Below are 15,912 nucleotides of genomic sequence, written 5' to 3'. Positions count from 1 at the left end.
TTCTTAACTGAAGATTCCTTATTATTTCATCGGCACTTTTAAATAGAATGTTGTACCTACATCTACTTTGCTTTCTACTTCAAGATGTCCGTCCATTTGTTGTGCGAGATTTTTAGCGATATAGAGTCCTAAACCAGAACCACCTGTATCTTTATTTCTTGATTCTTCAACTCGATATGTTCGATCAAAGATGCGATTTAAATGTTGTTCGGCTATACCTGGACCATCATCTGAAACAGCGATACATATTGAATGATCCGCTTCTTTTGATACTTTTATTTCTATTCTCGAGCCTGCTTGTGTAAACTTAAATGCGTTATCAATTATATTAATTAAAATTCTCTCTAGAGGAATTCTATATTGTTTAATCGACGTTATTTCTTCACACAGCTGTATATCTATTGTTCGATTTTTAGTTGATAATTGTCGTTCGTAAGATTGTAAAATTGTTACAAAAAGTTTATCTATATAAATCGTTTCAAGTTTGTATGTTTCTGCGTTGTTTAAATTGAGTTCCATTACACTTGTTAACTCATCAAACATATATGATATTCTTTGTGCTTGTTTTATTAATACATCATAGGCTTTTTGTTGCTCACTTGAGCCAGTAATCACGCCTTCTTTCAACCCTTCAGCATATGAAGCTATACTAGCTAACGGGGTCTTTAAATCATGCGTTAAATTTTGTACCATTTCACTCTTTTCTTGTTGCTCATGTTTCACTTGTTCAATTTTAGCCTCTATATTGTGAGCCATCATATTAAATGAGTCGCTCAATTCTTTCATTTCTTTCGGGCTATCAATTTTTAATTTTGTTTCATTATAATTTCCATTAGCAATTAATTTAGTTTGTTTATTCATCAATCTGATACGTTTAACTAATGGATTGATAAACAAAATACATATAAATGTAGTAAGACAGCTTGAAATAATGGCACTTATGGTAAGTAACAATGTTGTGTTCGCATCAAACCACATCCATTTATATGCTACTGCTAAAATAAGCGTCGTTAATACGATACTACTTATAAATGCGGTGATGATTTGTGTTCTAATAGTTAGCATTTATTTCGCCCTTTCAAATTTATACCCTAAACCCCAGACAGTTTTAATAACAAATTCATTGTAATTTTGTTGTTCTAGCTTTTCTCTAATACGACGAATATGTACGTTTACTGTATTGGCATCTTCATAATAATCATATCCCCATACTTTTTCTAACAGTTCTGATTTAGATATGACCATTTTTTCATGTTCAGCGAGATACCATAGTAAATCAAATTCTTTCACTCTTAATGCAATTTCTTCGTGATTAACTTTTATAATTTTTTCTTGTTTACATAATTGTAGTGATCCAAAAGTTAAATACGCTTGTTGATTATATTTTTGAGTACGATTTAATAAGTTATGTGCTCTTAATACGAGTTCACGTGGGCTAAATGGTTTCTTAATGTAATCATCAGCACCTAATGTTAATGCATATATCGTATCGTGTTCTTGTGTTTTAGCAGTTAAATAAATAAAAGGAATATCTAACTGTCTAGTTTTCATTTCTTTTACAACATCATAGCCATTCTTTTCAGGCATCATAATATCTAAAATAATTAAATCGATATCATCGTTCATTAAATCTATAGCTTGTTGTCCATTAGATGCTGTAACGACATGATGACCTTCATATTCAAAATAAGTCTTACAAATATCTAAAATATCTTGTTCATCATCTACTATTAAAATATTTGCCATATTATCTATCCTGCTTCCTTTTTCATAAACATATTATAAATAGCATATGCTGATAGATTACGTAATTTATCCATATTTAATACAATCATAATAAAACCTAATAACTGAATTGGATACGTAAAAATCATATCTGCTAATATGTAATTTATCATTATAAATATACCAAAAAGTGCTGCATATTTCTGTAAGAAACCAATAACTAGTGCAATACCAATCATCATTTCTCCAAGTGGAATAACCCACTCCCACAAAGTAGTATATGGTTCAATCATATACTCAAACATCAACTTATACCACATCGGGGAATCTTCGTTTTGAGCAATAACGTGTGTTAGTCCAGTTAAACTAAATCCTCCAGTGAATTTTTCATAACCTTGTATAAAAATCATCAATCCGCTCATTAAGCGAACGATTAAACATAAAAATTGAAATACTTTTTTCATGACATGCTCCATTTAATAAAGTATTGGGGAAACTCAGTTGTCCTGAATTCCCCCTAGAATTTGAAGTTATTTTACTTTAATTTTGCACTTCCGAATACGACATGTGCTTTTTTACAATAAATTGTAACTTCATTATATTTAGATGTGTCCATATCTTTTAAATCAAAAGTTTGTTCCATCTTGTTATAATCTACTTTATCAATTTCCATGCCCTTATCAACATTTCCATCTTTCGTTAAATACACGTGTAAATCTGGTGCTTTAGAAGATTTGAAATCTGTAAGCATTAATTTGTTATCTTTAATCGTTGCTTTACCTTCCACCATTTCATCATTCATAGATTTGAACATGCCAGACATCATCATATCTTTATCTTTCATGTTGTCTTTTGACATATCTTTATCTTTCATTTCGCTTTTAGTATCCATATTCTCATCTTTTTTCATGTCATCATTGCCACATGCACCTAATAATAATGTTGTTGTTAATGCAAACGCACCTATAGTTGTCTTTGTTAAATTCATTTAACACATCTCCTCTTTAGTTGATATGTTAAGTGTATGCGCTATATAAACATTAAACCATTAACTGTTTATTAACTACTATGAACTTATTATTAATTATTCATTTCTATAACTTTTCCAGAATTCGAATAACTGATTAGGACTTTTCGAGCCATATTGATGAATAAACCAGTCTCAACTACTCCAACAATAGAAATTAAGTCTTGGTTTAACTTTTCCGGATTGTTAATCACTTTAAAATCACAATCTAAAATATAATGATCATTGTCAGTTAAAAATATACCGTTATTGTCCATTCTTAAAGTAGCGTTACAACCTAGAACTTCAATTTCACGAGCAGTCACTTCCCAACCAAAAGGTACTACTTCAACAGGTAATTTAAACTTACCTAAAGTCTGAACATATTTAGATTCATCAATAATCACAATAAATTGATCCGTAGCATTTGCGACAATTTTCTCACGTAAAAGTGCACCACCCCCACCTTTAATCAGTTGGAAGTTCTCATCAACCTCGTCCGCCCCATCAATCACTAAATCTAAATGATTCACTTCAGAAAAATCAGTAAGCGGAATATTGTTAGAACGCGCCCATTCAGCAGTCTTTTCAGAAGTAGGAATACCTTTAATATTTAACCCTTCTTTAATACGTTCACCTAAACTCTGAATAGCATAATACATAGTCGACCCCGTACCTAAGCCAACCACCATACCATCTTTAATATAATTTATCGCTTCATATGCAACACGTTTTTTAAGATCATCTTGATTCACACCGAACACCTCTTTTTAATAAAATGCTATATGAAATTTAGTTTAACATAATGTTAATCTATGTCTTGGTGGAACACATCGATTAACGGCGGAGTTAATCTACAACTTCGGCAATCTCTTCGATTAACGTCTGAGTTAATCTACAACTTACGCAATCTCTTCGATTAACGGCGGAGTTAATCTACAACTTACACAATCTCTTCGATTAACGGCTGAGTTAATCTACAACTTCGGCAATCTCTTCGATTAACGACGGAGTTAATCTACAACTTCGGCAATCTCTTCGATTAACGACGGAGTTAATCTACAACTTTATCAATCTCTTCGATTAACGACTGAGTTAATCTACAACTTCGGCAATCTCTTCGATTAACGGCTGAGTTAATCTACAACTTCGGCAATCTCTTCGATTAACGGCGGAGTTAATCTACAACTTATCCAATCTCTTAGATTAACTACCGAGTTAATCTACAACTTACACAATCTCTTCGATTAACGGCGGAGTTAATCTACAACTTAATCAATCTCTTCGATTAACGACTGAGTTAATCTACAACTTATCCAATCTCTTCGATTAACGGCGGAGTTAATCTACAACTTATCCAATCTCTTCGATTAACGGAGGAGTTAATCTACAACTTACAAACCAACTTTTCCATCCACCAGATATATTTACATTTATGACTGTTTGTTGTATCATCAAGGTGTATTATTACACTTAGTCATAGCGTTTGACACATTTTTAGGAGTGATAATCACAAACATTTGTGGAAAGATGTCCTAGTTTAATAACTTGTCCAAAGATTTATGTATTTGAACATTGATTAAGCAGTTATAGCTGAGAGATACTCAAAAGTTAAGGAGTGATTTATTATGCGTAAAGCAGGAAAATTACTTGCATCAACTGTCATTGTATCAACACTTGTCGTAGGTTCTTCAGCAGCATATATGACAACGAGTAATTCAGAAGCTCAAGCAGCAGAACAAGTTCAAAAATGGGGTCAAGGTGTAGGTGGATCTAGTGGTACAAATACACAAAGTACTTCAGAAACAAACGCACAAATTCCTTGGTATAAATACGAAGGTTATACAACATACGATCCTTACTTTACACTAGATTATAATTTCGTACGTGCATCTAAATATGACAATGTTACCATCGATGGTTATAAAGTAGATCCAAAAGCTTATAAAGATTATGCCTATTCTAAAAAAGTTTATGATACGACTGTAGATTTTAATGATAAAGACGAAGTCATTCAAATAAGTTTTAAAACTAAACCAAATACAGTAACAAAAGAAGCTTTCAAAAAAGCTCATGCCTCTAACGATATGGGAGACGAAGGTCCAGATAGTGGCAATGGCACAATGATTCCTTATAATACAAACGATGCTTCATATAAAGCTTTCTTTGATGAAAATGGTTATTTGACTAAAATTATATATGGTCAATAACTTGATAATAAAATAGTAACAAAAGGACTGAGACAAATGATTTGTCTCAGTCCTTTTTCATTTTTATTTAGTATTTGAAGCTTTTTCATCTGTTCTAGGTAATGGATAAAATCGTAACTTTTTTAAAAAATCATTTATAACAAATTATTTTCAAATTAAAGGGTATAATTATAATAAAATAGATAAAGTCATCATAAAAGGAGAACAATATGTTTAAAAATGTATTAAGCGAAAATATATGGGGACACGTTGTTAGTGAGAAAGAGTCTGTTTTTGAAGAAATTAATAAAATAGTAGAATCTAACTCAAAATTAATATCAAAGCTAAACAATGAATATCATGATCACGATTCAACAATAAAATTATTATCAGAAATAACAGGACAAAAAGTAGATGATTCTGTTGGAGTTAATTTACCATTGTACTCAGATTTTGGAAAGCATTTATCTATTGGTAAATCTGTATTTATAAATAGTAATGTTATGTTCACAGATTTAGGAGGCATTACTTTAGAAGACCATGTATTAATTGGACCTAGAGTTAATTTACTTAGTGTCAATCATCCTACAAACCCTGAACAGCGTAGAGGATTGATTGTGAGCCCAATTACTATTAAAAGAAACGCATGGATTGGTGCAGCAGCTACAGTATTGCCAGGCGTTACTATTGGCGAAAATGCAATCGTCGGTGCGAATGCTGTCGTAACAAAAGATGTACCAGCAAATACAGTTGTAACTGGTAGCCCAGCTAAAGTTGTTAAAACAATTTAATTCAAATTTAAACGTTTAATTTATAGCGTTTATTTTTATTATAAGGAGCGTATCTGTATGTCTGAAGTTACATTCACTATTGACTCAAAAACCTTTTCAGCAAATATATTCGATAATGCAACAGCGCAATATTTGCTAGATAAATTACCTTTATCAATTACGATGCATGACTTAAATAACAATGAGAAATATCATAAATTTAATGAGAGATTCCCTACAAACACTCAAGAAGTCGAGCATATTAACAAAGGTGATATTATGTTATATCAAGATTCTTATTTAGTGATTTTTTATAAATCGTTTGATGCAACTTATCGTTATACACCTATTGGTACTATTACAAATCCAGATTCATTAGAAGACATTAATCATAAGTCCGACATAGATATAACTATAAAATAAGGCAGTGGTACAGAAATCTTTTTTAATAAATTAGATTTCTGTCTCACTGCCTTTTTATTTCTATAAATATATAATTGTTTATTTAGTATTTGAAGCTTTTTCATCTCTTCTAGGTAATGGATAAAATCCAGCGTTAAACTGTTTCCATAATGGTTCTGGCAATTCATGTTTGTCAGTTCTTTCTGGATCAAATACTGAAACGATTTCATCTTCTTTACCTTGTTCTATTTTTGAAACGAATTGATGATCAAGTAATAATTCTCTACCTATTGCGATTAAAGGTGCTCCTGTTTCATAAGCTGCTAATGCATCATCTGCAGTAAAGATTGATCCTATACCAATTAATGGAACACGACCATTGATCCAATCTAATAATAATTTCACACGTTGTTCACCTTTGTACTGTCCTTCTCTTGTTGTAGAATGGATATCCATTAATGAAACATGTAAATAATCAATAGGTTGTTCTGAAAGTGTCTTAACTAGCTCTTCAGTTAACTCCATAGAAATTCCTGGAGATTCAACTTCTTCAGGAGAGAAACGATATCCTACAATAAAGTCTGGTGTTGCATGTTCACGCACTACTTTAGTAACCGCTTCAACAACAGCTAAAGGATATTTTAAATGGTCTCCCCACTCATCTTCTCTACGGTTGTAATAAGGTGAGAAGAATTGGTGAATTAAATAATGATTAGCACCATGAATTTCTACACCATCAAAGCCTGCATCAATTGCTATTTTAGTTGCATTAGCAAACGATTCAATAGAATGTTCTATTTCTTCAACAGTTAATTCACGAGCTGTATGTTTTTCTTTTTGTCCAAAGCCTTGTACTGCAACTTCACTTGGAGCAGCCGCTTCACCAGTTGGCGTTAAACTAGGTAGAGACATTGCACCACCATGATGAATTTGAATTAAAGCTTTCGCACCATTTTTCTTCATCACTTCAGCTTGCTTAGTTAATCCTGGAAGATCTTCCTCTTTAGAAACTGAAGGTTGTCCAGGAAAAGCTTGTCCCAAAGGCTCAACATAACTAGCAGCAGTAAGAGAAATCCCTACATCTTTAGAACGTTTTTCTATATATGGAATTTCAATATCTGAGATAGTACCATCTTCATTTGAAGAAACATGAGTTAAAGGTGCTAAGACAAATCTATTTTTAACTTCTACACCATTAGGTAATTTTAAAGACTTAAATAAAGGTTCATATTTTTCATTCATTTTAGTAAATCCTCCTTATGAAATAAAACTATACCACCATAAGAAATCAACACGCTACTTTAATGCTTATAAAAATAGTAAGAAATATATCGAAGACGGATTAGTTAAGTATTGATTGGGATTAATTGGGGAGATGTCTTCGATTATCGACTGAGTTAATCTACAACTTATCCAATCTCTTCGATTAACTACCGAGTTAATCTACAACTTAACCAATCTCTTCGATTAACTACTGAGTTAATCTACAACTTAACAAATCTCTTAGATTAACTACTGAGTTAATCTACAACTTAACAAATCTCTTCGATTAACTACTGAGTTAACCTACAACTTAACCAATCTCTTCGATTAACTACTGAGTTAATCTACAACTTAACCAATCTCTTAGATTAACTGCCGAATTAATCTACAACTTACAACATCTCTTCGATTAACTATCGAGTTAATCTACAACTTACAACATCTCTTCGATTAACTACCAAGTTAATCTACAACTTATCCAATCTCTTCGATTAACTGCCAAATTAATCTACGTCTCATGCTCATCTTTATTAACTTCTAATATTTGGTTTTTTAACGAAAGCCTTCTGAAAATTTTGTAATATCTAAATATCATTTAACAAAAATTTCATATAAACATGTATTTAGATTATCTATACATTAATTTTTGGACGATTTCGTTCACTAAAATAAATGATTTGTATAACATTTTACTCTATATGACATAAATCATTCAAACTATTGAACAGTTTGAATACTATTGATATGATTGTACCCAACAAGTAAGCGCTTACTTTTAATGGTGAAAGGGGGAAATACTATGAAACTAACTGAACTTATTGATAAAGATACTTTTATTTTTGATGAATCAATCAATACAAAAAATGAACTATTTAATTCACTAACTGAAGTTTTGAATGAAAAAGGTTATTTAAAGAATGAGAAAAAGTTTCTAAACGATTTATACAAACGGGAAGAAATTGTTTCAACGGGAATTGAAGATGGATTTGGCATACCACATACAAAGTCAAAATATATAAATAAACCAATAATTACTTTCGCAAAAACTTCTAGGTTATCTGATTATATTGCATTAGATGACACAAAAATATATATAGTTTTTCTTATTGCGTTACCAAGAAACACTCATGAATCACATTTAGATTTACTAAGTGAATTAGCTAAATTACTAATGGATTCAGAGTTTCGCCAATATATTAAAAATGCTGAACAAGCAGATGAAATTACAAAAATTTTATCTGTATAGGAGGAATATTATGAATATAGTAGGTATTACAGCTTGTCCTACAGGAATTGCACATACTTATATGTCAGCAGAAAAATTAGAAGTTACAGCAAAAACACTTGGTCACAATATAAAAGTTGAAACTCAGGGGTCAAAAATCGAGAATATTTTGACCCAAGAAGAAATAAATAATGCCGATTTAATCTTACTCGCTATTGATAAAGAAATTGACTTAAATAGATTCGGTGGTAAAAAAGTTAAAAAAATTTCAACTGCACAAGCTATTAAGAATCCTGAAAATGTAATAAATGATGGTTTGAATGATATTGAAACCATATACATTGAAGATAATAATGAAAAGAACGGATCTACAAACAAAACTGGCATTTATAATCATTTTATGAACGGTGTAAATTATATGCTCCCCTTTGTAATAGCAGGCGGGATTTTAATAGCTATTAGTTTCGCCTTTGGGATCAATGCATCTGATCCTAATTCAGAATCATATAATAAATTAGCAGCTGCGCTTTCTAAAATTGGTGGTGACACCGCTTTTCAATTAATGGTGCCAGCCTTATCCGCTGGTATTGCATCTTCAATTGCGGGGCGAGCCGGATTTGCTCCTGGGTTAGTGGCAGGTACTCTAGCAACCGTGGATGGTTCAGGATTTTTGGGAGGAATGATCAGTGGGCTCATCGCTGGTTATGTAACTGATGCTTTGGCTAATAAAGTTAAAATACCAAAATCTATTTCAGCACTTTATCAACTCATTATTGTACCTTTAGTTTCTATTTTAATAGTTGGGCTTTCTATGATATTCCTTATTAATACCCCTATTGCATGGTTACTTGATACTTTAACACATTGGTTAAATAGCTTAGGTCAATCTTCTGGAATTTTATTCGGATTATTGATTGGAGCAATGATGGCTGCTGATATGGGTGGACCAATCAATAAATCTATTTCAACATTTTCTATCGGATTGATGTCAGCTGGTGTTACTGCCCCTATTGCAGCATGTATGGTAGCAGGTATGACACCCCCTCTAGGTTTAGCATTAGCAACTCTAATATTTAAAAACAAGTTCACTCTAGAGGAAAGAACTTCAGGAAAATCTTGTTGGGTGTTAGGCGCCTCATATATTACTGAAGGTGCTATACCATTTGCCTTTGCTGATCCTCTACGGGTTATACCAAGTTTAATATTAGGTTCTGCTACTGCTGCTGCAATATCCATGGGAACAAGTGTAACATCTTTAGCTCCACACGGCGGAATTTGGATCATGTTTATACCTAATGTTATTAATCATTTATTCATTTATTTAATTGCAATTATAAGTGGAACGCTTGTCACTGCATTATCTGTAGGATTATTAAAGAAAAAGGTTTCAGAAGAACAAATTAATAAGATTTAATTAATTTAATATAAATAAGGTGGAGATTTAATGTTATATAATATGAAAGACTTACTAAAAGTAGCAAATGATAATCAATTCGCAGTTCCAGCTTTTAACATATGTAGCTTTGACATGCTTAAATCCATTATGGAAAAAGCAGAATATCTTGATGCCCCTGTTATTCTAGAAATACATCCTGATGAAATTGAATATCTTGGAAACCACTTTGTTTCTGTAGTTAGAGCATATGCTTTAAATAGTAAAGTTCCTGTTGTAATTCACTTGGATCATGGTGGCACATTATATGATGTTACAAGAGCAATTAGAAATGGTTATACATCTGTGATGATAGATGCTTCAACAAAATCATTTGAAGATAATATAGCTATTACTAAAAAAGTTGTAGAAATAGCACATAATGTTGGCGTTTCAGTAGAAGCAGAATTAGGTACCATTGGTAATAATGGTTCTAGTGAGGGTGGAGCGGATGAGATAATATATACAGATCCTGACCAAGCTGAATACTTTGTTAATCAAACTAATATTGACACATTAGCTGTAGCAATAGGAACATCTCATGGTTTGTATCCAAAAGGTAAACAACCCAAATTAAATATTGAATTACTAAAAGAAATTAATTCCAGATTATCCATACCAATAGTATTGCATGGTGGTTCAGGAAACCCTGACGAAGAAGTTCGTGAATCTGTACAACATGGAGTAGGAAAAGTTAATTTAAGTTCTGATTTGAAAAGCGTATTCTTTGAAGGGATTAGAAAGACTTTAATTGAAAATAAAAATATGTATGAACCCAACGAAATCTATCCAATTGCATATGCAAGATTAAAAGAAGTAGTTGATTATAAAATGAATTTATTGAATACTGTAGGAAAAGCAAAGTTATATAATTAATAATTTATAAAGGCGGTCTATTTTATGCTTAAAATTATTGAAGAACGACAACAAATTATAATTAACCATCTAAAAATAGTTCAATTTGCAAGAACTCAAGATTTAATTGACTTAGTAAAGTATAGCGAAGCAACAGTCAAAAGAGATTTAATAGAATTAGAAAAAAAAGGTCTAGTCAGAAGAACTCGTGGTGGTGCTATGATTATAGACAATCAAAAAATAGATTTGCCCTATTTAATGAAAATTATTAATTTTAATGAGCAAGATAACAAACATAAACTTGCTGAAAAAGCAAAAACACTAATCAATGATGATATGGTCATTTTTTTAGATTCCAGTACTACTACGTTACACCTTATTAAAATGTTATCTAAATTTGAAGGCTTACAAATTATAACTAATGGCGTTCTCACAGCATCACTTTTATCAGAATTCACAGAAGCTCAAATTAATATTTTAGGAGGAACAGTAGTTAAAAAGAGAAATACCATTAATGGATCTAAAGCTTTTAATGATGCTCTGACATACAATGCAGACATATCTTTTGTTTCATGCAGAGGATTTGATTTAGAGAAAGGTACAACAGAAACTACTGAGGGGGAAGCATTAATAAAACAGGCATTTAGAAGAAATTCTAAGCACTTAGTTTTACTTGTCACAGAAGATAAATATCACAATCAGTACCTTCATAAAAGTTTAGCATTAAATGAAATAGATACTGTAATTACTGACTATAATTTATCGCATAATGATATTGACATATTAAAAAGAAATAACATTACATGTGTATATTAACATCAAAAAAACGAGAACTTCGAGGTTTTAACCGGAGTTCTCGTTATATAATTATCAGCATTTTAAGTACTATTTACATCCTGTGATTTGTATTAATAAAATAAAACACCTAATATTATCCCTATCAAAACAATAGACCATGACGGCAGTTTAAAATACATCAGTAATATAAATAATGAGCTGGCTAGTACAAAATCTAAATCTGATTTAATTGTTGAAGTCCAAATTGGATTATACAAAGCAGCGATAAGAATACCGACTACGCCTGCGCTTATTCCTTTTAAAAATCCTTCAGCGTAAGTGTTAGATTTAATAGCATCCCAAAATGGTAAGATTCCAAATAACAAAAGAAACGCTGGTAGGAAAATAGCAATAGTAGCCAAAAGTCCTCCCCCAAAGCCTGCTATAGTCATACCAATATATGAAGCAAACGTAAATAATGGACCAGGAACAGCTTGAGCGGCTGCATAACCTGTTATGAAGTTATCGGGTGATATTAATCCTTGTGGTACAAACTCATTTTTCAATAAAGGCAAGACAACATGTCCACCTCCAAAAACTAAAGAACCTGATCTATAAAAACTATCAAACATTTTTAACCATAGATTATTTGTCACAGAACTAACTATCGGTAATACAGTTAATAGTAAAAAGAATAATGATAATGAAATAAAACCTAATTTTTTTGGTAACTTAAATGATTTCCTTTTTATTTTAATTCTATCTGTTGAAGTTTGTTTTAGAAATATGAGACCATATACACCAGTTATTAATAGCGCAATAACTTGTATATAAAGATTATCTATTAATAATGATAATATAAGAACAAATAATGCTAATATAATAGTAGTTTTAGTATTTGTTAATTTTTTACCCATTCCTATAATAGCTTGGGCGACTATAGCAACAGCTACAAGTTTTAAACCTTGCAACCAAGTAAAACTTGCATCACTATTAGTAAATAGTGTTGAAAATATCATCAGTATAATTACAGAAGGAAGTGTAAAACCGATAAATGAGATAATACCTCCCCCGATGCCTCCTCTTATAGTTCCTATACCAATACCTACTTGGCTACTTGCAGGGCCAGGTAAAAACTGACATAGTGCTACCAAATCGGAGTACTCCTTTTCATCAAGCCACTTTCTTTTCTTAACATACTCATCATAAAAATAACCTAAATGAGCAGTTGGCCCCCCGAATGATAATAAACCCAGTTTTAATGCAACAAAAAATATATTTATATAATTATACATAAAGAGCTCCTTATATATCGCTGATTAATTTTTTATTCAACTATTGAATTCTTTAATTTTTTTGCCAATTTCATCTCTAACACGTTGGAATTCTGACCACTCTTTACCTGCTGGATCATCAAATCCCCAGTGTTCTTTTTTTACGTTTGGTGGTAGTATAGGACAATTATTGTCTGCATCGCTACATAAGGTTACGACCAAATCTGATTGTTTTAAGATATCATTATCAATCAAGTCTGATGTATGATTTGAGATATCAATACTTACTTCTTTCATAGCTTCTACTGCTTTAGGGTTAACACCATGTGTCTCAATACCAGCAGAATAGACATTCCAATCTTCTCCTAATATTTCCTTTCCCCAACCTTCAGCCATTTGGCTACGACATGAGTTTCCAGTACATATAAAATAAATTGTCTTCTTATCCATAAATAAACCCTCTTTTCTTAAAATATGATTAGTGTAAGGTATAAACCTAAAAGTGTTACAAATAGTACTGGAATAGTAATAATGATTCCAGTTTTAAAGTATGTCCACCAAGAAATCTTTACTCCTTTTTGTGTTAACACATGGAGCCACAATAATGTTGCTAAAGATCCAATTGGCGTGATTTTAGGACCTAAATCAGAACCGATTACATTCGCATATACCATTCCCTCTTTAATAGTACCTACTACATTAGATTGTCCAATAGCAATAGCGTCTATTAAAACAGTTGGCATGTTGTTCATAATGGAGGATAGGAATGCTGCTATAAAGCCCATACCCATGATACTGCTAAATAATCCATGACTTGAAATATTAGATAATACATCAGCTAAAATTGTTGTGATACCTACGTTTTTTAAACCAAATACAACTAAATACATACCAATAGAAAATAGAACGATGTTCCATGGTGCACCTTTAATCACTTGTTTTGTATGAACTGCTTTAGATTTACGAGCTAACATCACAAAGATAAAAGCAATAATACCAGCAATGATTGATACAGGAATTTGAATAAACTCACTTATAAGATAACCCACGAGTAATATTGCTAATACAACCCATGAAACTTTAAATAATTTCGGATCTTTAATTGCATCTTTTGGAGCTGTAAGATTTTCTGTATCGAATGTTTTCGGTATAGATTTTCTGAAATATAACCATAAAATAAGAATACTAGCAATCAGAGAGAATATATTAGGAATAATCATTCGACTAAAATACTCAATAAACCCAATATTAAAGTAATCTGCAGAAACAATATTAACTAAATTACTAACGATTAAAGGCAATGATGTGGTATCAGCAATAAAACCACTGGCAATAATAAAAGGAAAAATCATTTTTTTATTAAATCCTAGATTCCTTACCATCGCTAATACAATGGGCGTTAAGATTAAAGCAGCACCATCATTTGCAAAAAATGCTGCTACAACTGCCCCTAAAAGCATGATAAAAACAAACATTTTTAATCCGTTACCGTTTGAAGCCTTGACCATATGTATCGCAGACCATTCAAAAAATCCAATTTCATCTAATATTAATGAAATAAGAATAACAGCTACAAATGTTAAGGTAGCATTCCAAACAATACCAGTTACTTCTAATACATCGGAAAAACTTACGACCCCTGTAATGATAGCAACGACAGCTCCAATTAAAGCTGTAATACCAATATCTAAGCCTTTAGGTTGCCATATTACAAAAATTAAAGTTAAAAGAAAAATTACAATTGCTAAAATTGTCATCAACATTCACCTGATTTCATATTTTTACACACACAACGTTGATTAGATTTATTAATGACTTTTAAATTTTGATTAATATCATCTAAAATTGCGTGATTAAGTTGATACATGTGTTTATTACCATTTTTTCGTGTGGTAACTAAATCATTATCTACTAATGACTTCATGTGATGACTGAGCGTAGGTTGTGAGAATTGAAAGTGTTCTAGCAAGTCACAAGCACATAACTCACCGCAAGATAGTAAATCTAGTATTTCCAATCTACTCGGATCTGATAAAATTTTGAATATTGATGATAGTTCTTTATAAGACATAAAAATACCTCCTAGATATTAAATAGACTATCATCTATATAGCTTTATGTCTATATAGTTTCCACCTATTTCTAGTATTAAATTTGGATACGTTGTAAATAACTAGTTTTGATACCTTGCAAAAATTAAAATAATTATTTATAGTTAATACATCAAGAAAAGTTGATGTATTGTTTTAGTATTTATAAAGGAGTCCAATTTTATGAGAGTAAATCACGCAAGTACACTGTCAGTTGATTATTTTGTTAGTTATTTAAATTTAATTATGATATCAAGGAAAGTTTCTCTAAAAAAAGCTATATTATATATGAAGAAAGAGTTTTTTAAAGGTGAAACGAATATATATGGTGAAATGACAGAAACTCATTTTAACCAAGCAATAAAAGAGCTTAAACAGAAATAGAGACATTTAAATATCAAAGAGGTGATTATTCAATGGAAGTAATTAAATCCAGTCCTAATAGAACTGAGGAAGAACAATTAGATTTTTATGAACAGATGTTTAATGCACTTGCTGATAAAATTAGACTTAAAATTTTGCATTCAATACGTCAAAGCGATACAAAATCTTTGTGTGTATGTGATTTGGAGAAAGTATTAGAACTAAAGCAATCAAAACTTTCTTATCATCTAAAAAAATTAGTAGCTGTAAATATTCTTATTGCTGAAAAACATGGTACATGGAACTATTATAAAATTAATGAGCAACAAATACAGGTAGTTTTGAATGAAGATACTTGTTGTAAGATATTATAAGTATCTTCTTTTAATATAAAGTTAATCAACTTTTTTTGATTAATATATCAAAAAAAGTTGATTAAACAAATTCGGAGGCATTATCCTAATGTTAGATTCAATTATAGATTTCATAAAAACATTTTTAATGTTGTTTTTTGAATTATTAATATTATTCATAATCGTGA

General features: G+C 31.1%; 19 protein-coding genes. 9 read left to right on the top strand and 10 right to left on the bottom strand.

Annotated elements, in window-relative coordinates:
- Positions 1 to 21: 21 nt before the first annotated feature.
- From CD129_RS06260 to rpiA, 5 genes are all read right to left on the bottom strand, one after another.
- Complete coding sequence (locus tag CD129_RS06260) at positions 22 to 1,065, bottom strand: HAMP domain-containing sensor histidine kinase (RefSeq protein WP_078357934.1); 1,044 nt, start codon at positions 1,063 to 1,065, stop codon at positions 22 to 24.
- The gene (locus tag CD129_RS06255; RefSeq protein WP_107509213.1) at positions 1,066 to 1,746 is read right to left on the bottom strand and encodes a response regulator transcription factor; all 681 of its coding nucleotides are present in this window, start codon (positions 1,744 to 1,746) and stop codon (positions 1,066 to 1,068) included.
- Between the two features lie 5 nt (positions 1,747 to 1,751).
- Positions 1,752 to 2,189 carry a DoxX family protein gene (locus tag CD129_RS06250; protein ID WP_115337800.1) on the bottom strand — a complete coding sequence of 146 codons (438 nt, stop codon included), beginning with the start codon at positions 2,187 to 2,189 and terminating at the stop codon, positions 1,752 to 1,754.
- Between the two features lie 71 nt (positions 2,190 to 2,260).
- A complete protein-coding gene (locus tag CD129_RS06245; RefSeq protein WP_078357931.1) occupies positions 2,261 to 2,713 on the bottom strand; it encodes a DM13 domain-containing protein in 453 nt (150 codons plus the stop codon).
- 92 nt (positions 2,714 to 2,805) lie between these two features.
- Positions 2,806 to 3,486 carry a ribose-5-phosphate isomerase RpiA gene (gene rpiA, locus CD129_RS06240; protein ID WP_078357930.1) on the bottom strand — a complete coding sequence of 227 codons (681 nt, stop codon included), beginning with the start codon at positions 3,484 to 3,486 and terminating at the stop codon, positions 2,806 to 2,808.
- A gap of 873 nt (positions 3,487 to 4,359) precedes the next feature.
- Here rpiA and isaB point away from each other — a divergent pair.
- The 3 genes from isaB (at position 4,360) to CD129_RS06225 (ending at position 6,113) form a co-directional block, all read left to right on the top strand.
- The gene (gene isaB, locus CD129_RS06235; protein WP_115337801.1) at positions 4,360 to 4,941 is read left to right on the top strand and encodes an immunodominant staphylococcal antigen IsaB family protein; all 582 of its coding nucleotides are present in this window, start codon (positions 4,360 to 4,362) and stop codon (positions 4,939 to 4,941) included.
- Between the two features lie 209 nt (positions 4,942 to 5,150).
- Positions 5,151 to 5,711, top strand: coding sequence for a DapH/DapD/GlmU-related protein (locus tag CD129_RS06230; protein ID WP_115337802.1), 561 nt, complete (start codon positions 5,151 to 5,153; stop codon positions 5,709 to 5,711).
- 57 nt (positions 5,712 to 5,768) lie between these two features.
- Positions 5,769 to 6,113, top strand: a complete 345-nt coding sequence (locus tag CD129_RS06225; RefSeq protein ID WP_107509208.1) for a cyclophilin-like fold protein — start codon at positions 5,769 to 5,771, stop codon at positions 6,111 to 6,113.
- 78 nt (positions 6,114 to 6,191) lie between these two features.
- Here the strand turns inward: CD129_RS06225 and CD129_RS06220 are convergent, their stop codons facing one another.
- Positions 6,192 to 7,334, bottom strand: a complete 1,143-nt coding sequence (locus CD129_RS06220; protein WP_115337803.1) for an NADH-dependent flavin oxidoreductase — start codon at positions 7,332 to 7,334, stop codon at positions 6,192 to 6,194.
- An 820-nt stretch (positions 7,335 to 8,154) separates the two neighbouring features.
- Between CD129_RS06220 and CD129_RS06215 the strand changes: the two genes are divergently transcribed.
- Genes CD129_RS06215 through CD129_RS06200 form a run of 4 tightly spaced genes read left to right on the top strand, consistent with a single transcriptional unit; the run spans position 8,155 to position 11,683 of the window.
- Entirely contained in the window at positions 8,155 to 8,601 is a 447-nt protein-coding gene (locus CD129_RS06215) for a PTS sugar transporter subunit IIA (RefSeq protein ID WP_115337804.1), read from the top strand.
- A gap of 10 nt (positions 8,602 to 8,611) precedes the next feature.
- Positions 8,612 to 9,994 (top strand): PTS fructose transporter subunit IIC, encoded by a 1,383-nt coding sequence (locus CD129_RS06210; protein ID WP_115337805.1) that lies wholly within the window; start codon positions 8,612 to 8,614, stop codon positions 9,992 to 9,994.
- A 30-nt stretch (positions 9,995 to 10,024) separates the two neighbouring features.
- Entirely contained in the window at positions 10,025 to 10,888 is an 864-nt protein-coding gene (locus tag CD129_RS06205) for a ketose-bisphosphate aldolase (RefSeq protein ID WP_115337806.1), read from the top strand.
- Between the two features lie 24 nt (positions 10,889 to 10,912).
- Entirely contained in the window at positions 10,913 to 11,683 is a 771-nt protein-coding gene (locus CD129_RS06200; RefSeq protein ID WP_115337807.1) for a DeoR/GlpR family DNA-binding transcription regulator, read from the top strand.
- 92 nt (positions 11,684 to 11,775) lie between these two features.
- Here CD129_RS06200 and chrA read toward each other — a convergent pair whose 3' ends face one another.
- From chrA to CD129_RS06180, 4 genes are read right to left on the bottom strand one after another with little or no spacing between them, the layout of a single operon-like run.
- Positions 11,776 to 12,939, bottom strand: a complete 1,164-nt coding sequence (chrA, locus tag CD129_RS06195) for a chromate efflux transporter (protein ID WP_078357923.1) — start codon at positions 12,937 to 12,939, stop codon at positions 11,776 to 11,778.
- A gap of 36 nt (positions 12,940 to 12,975) precedes the next feature.
- Positions 12,976 to 13,368 carry an arsenate reductase (thioredoxin) gene (gene arsC, locus CD129_RS06190; RefSeq protein ID WP_078357922.1) on the bottom strand — a complete coding sequence of 131 codons (393 nt, stop codon included), beginning with the start codon at positions 13,366 to 13,368 and terminating at the stop codon, positions 12,976 to 12,978.
- Positions 13,369 to 13,385: 17 nt separating this feature from the next.
- Positions 13,386 to 14,675, bottom strand: coding sequence for an arsenite efflux transporter membrane subunit ArsB (gene arsB / locus CD129_RS06185; protein WP_115337808.1), 1,290 nt, complete (start codon positions 14,673 to 14,675; stop codon positions 13,386 to 13,388).
- Positions 14,675 to 14,989: an ArsR/SmtB family transcription factor gene (locus CD129_RS06180; RefSeq protein WP_078357920.1), complete on the bottom strand. Its 315-nt coding sequence runs from the start codon at positions 14,987 to 14,989 to the stop codon at positions 14,675 to 14,677. The genes arsB and CD129_RS06180 overlap by 1 nt, the downstream gene beginning before the upstream one ends.
- Positions 14,990 to 15,191: 202 nt before the next feature.
- Between CD129_RS06180 and CD129_RS06175 the strand changes: the two genes are divergently transcribed.
- Together CD129_RS06175 and CD129_RS06170 are read left to right on the top strand one after the other, a co-directional pair.
- Positions 15,192 to 15,392, top strand: coding sequence for a hypothetical protein (locus CD129_RS06175; protein WP_078357919.1), 201 nt, complete (start codon positions 15,192 to 15,194; stop codon positions 15,390 to 15,392).
- A gap of 32 nt (positions 15,393 to 15,424) precedes the next feature.
- The gene (locus CD129_RS06170) at positions 15,425 to 15,745 is read left to right on the top strand and encodes an ArsR/SmtB family transcription factor (RefSeq protein WP_078357918.1); all 321 of its coding nucleotides are present in this window, start codon (positions 15,425 to 15,427) and stop codon (positions 15,743 to 15,745) included.
- Positions 15,746 to 15,912 lie beyond the last annotated feature (167 nt).

The organism is Mammaliicoccus fleurettii, from assembly GCF_003970575.1.
Lineage (GTDB): Bacteria > Bacillota > Bacilli > Staphylococcales > Staphylococcaceae > Mammaliicoccus > Mammaliicoccus fleurettii.
Note: the sequence above shows the minus strand (reverse complement) of the source record. Positions and strands in the feature narration are given on the sequence as shown.

Bases quoted from the DNA above. Each gene is read 5' to 3' on its own strand.
- CD129_RS06260 (WP_078357934.1), bottom strand. From the start codon at position 1,065: ATGCTAACTATTAGAACACAAATCATCACCGCATTTATAAGTAGTATC.
- CD129_RS06255 (WP_107509213.1), bottom strand. From the start codon at position 1,746: ATGGCAAATATTTTAATAGTAGATGATGAACAAGATATTTTAGATATT.
- CD129_RS06250 (WP_115337800.1), bottom strand. From the start codon at position 2,189: ATGAAAAAAGTATTTCAATTTTTATGTTTAATCGTTCGCTTAATGAGC.
- CD129_RS06245 (WP_078357931.1), bottom strand. From the start codon at position 2,713: ATGAATTTAACAAAGACAACTATAGGTGCGTTTGCATTAACAACAACA.
- isaB (WP_115337801.1), top strand. From the start codon at position 4,360: ATGCGTAAAGCAGGAAAATTACTTGCATCAACTGTCATTGTATCAACA.
- CD129_RS06230 (WP_115337802.1), top strand. From the start codon at position 5,151: ATGTTTAAAAATGTATTAAGCGAAAATATATGGGGACACGTTGTTAGT.
- CD129_RS06225 (WP_107509208.1), top strand. From the start codon at position 5,769: ATGTCTGAAGTTACATTCACTATTGACTCAAAAACCTTTTCAGCAAAT.
- CD129_RS06220 (WP_115337803.1), bottom strand. From the start codon at position 7,334: ATGAATGAAAAATATGAACCTTTATTTAAGTCTTTAAAATTACCTAAT.
- CD129_RS06215 (WP_115337804.1), top strand. From the start codon at position 8,155: ATGAAACTAACTGAACTTATTGATAAAGATACTTTTATTTTTGATGAA.
- CD129_RS06210 (WP_115337805.1), top strand. From the start codon at position 8,612: ATGAATATAGTAGGTATTACAGCTTGTCCTACAGGAATTGCACATACT.
- CD129_RS06205 (WP_115337806.1), top strand. From the start codon at position 10,025: ATGTTATATAATATGAAAGACTTACTAAAAGTAGCAAATGATAATCAA.
- CD129_RS06200 (WP_115337807.1), top strand. From the start codon at position 10,913: ATGCTTAAAATTATTGAAGAACGACAACAAATTATAATTAACCATCTA.
- chrA (WP_078357923.1), bottom strand. From the start codon at position 12,939: ATGTATAATTATATAAATATATTTTTTGTTGCATTAAAACTGGGTTTA.
- arsC (WP_078357922.1), bottom strand. From the start codon at position 13,368: ATGGATAAGAAGACAATTTATTTTATATGTACTGGAAACTCATGTCGT.
- arsB (WP_115337808.1), bottom strand. From the start codon at position 14,675: ATGACAATTTTAGCAATTGTAATTTTTCTTTTAACTTTAATTTTTGTA.
- CD129_RS06180 (WP_078357920.1), bottom strand. From the start codon at position 14,989: ATGTCTTATAAAGAACTATCATCAATATTCAAAATTTTATCAGATCCG.
- CD129_RS06175 (WP_078357919.1), top strand. From the start codon at position 15,192: ATGAGAGTAAATCACGCAAGTACACTGTCAGTTGATTATTTTGTTAGT.
- CD129_RS06170 (WP_078357918.1), top strand. From the start codon at position 15,425: ATGGAAGTAATTAAATCCAGTCCTAATAGAACTGAGGAAGAACAATTA.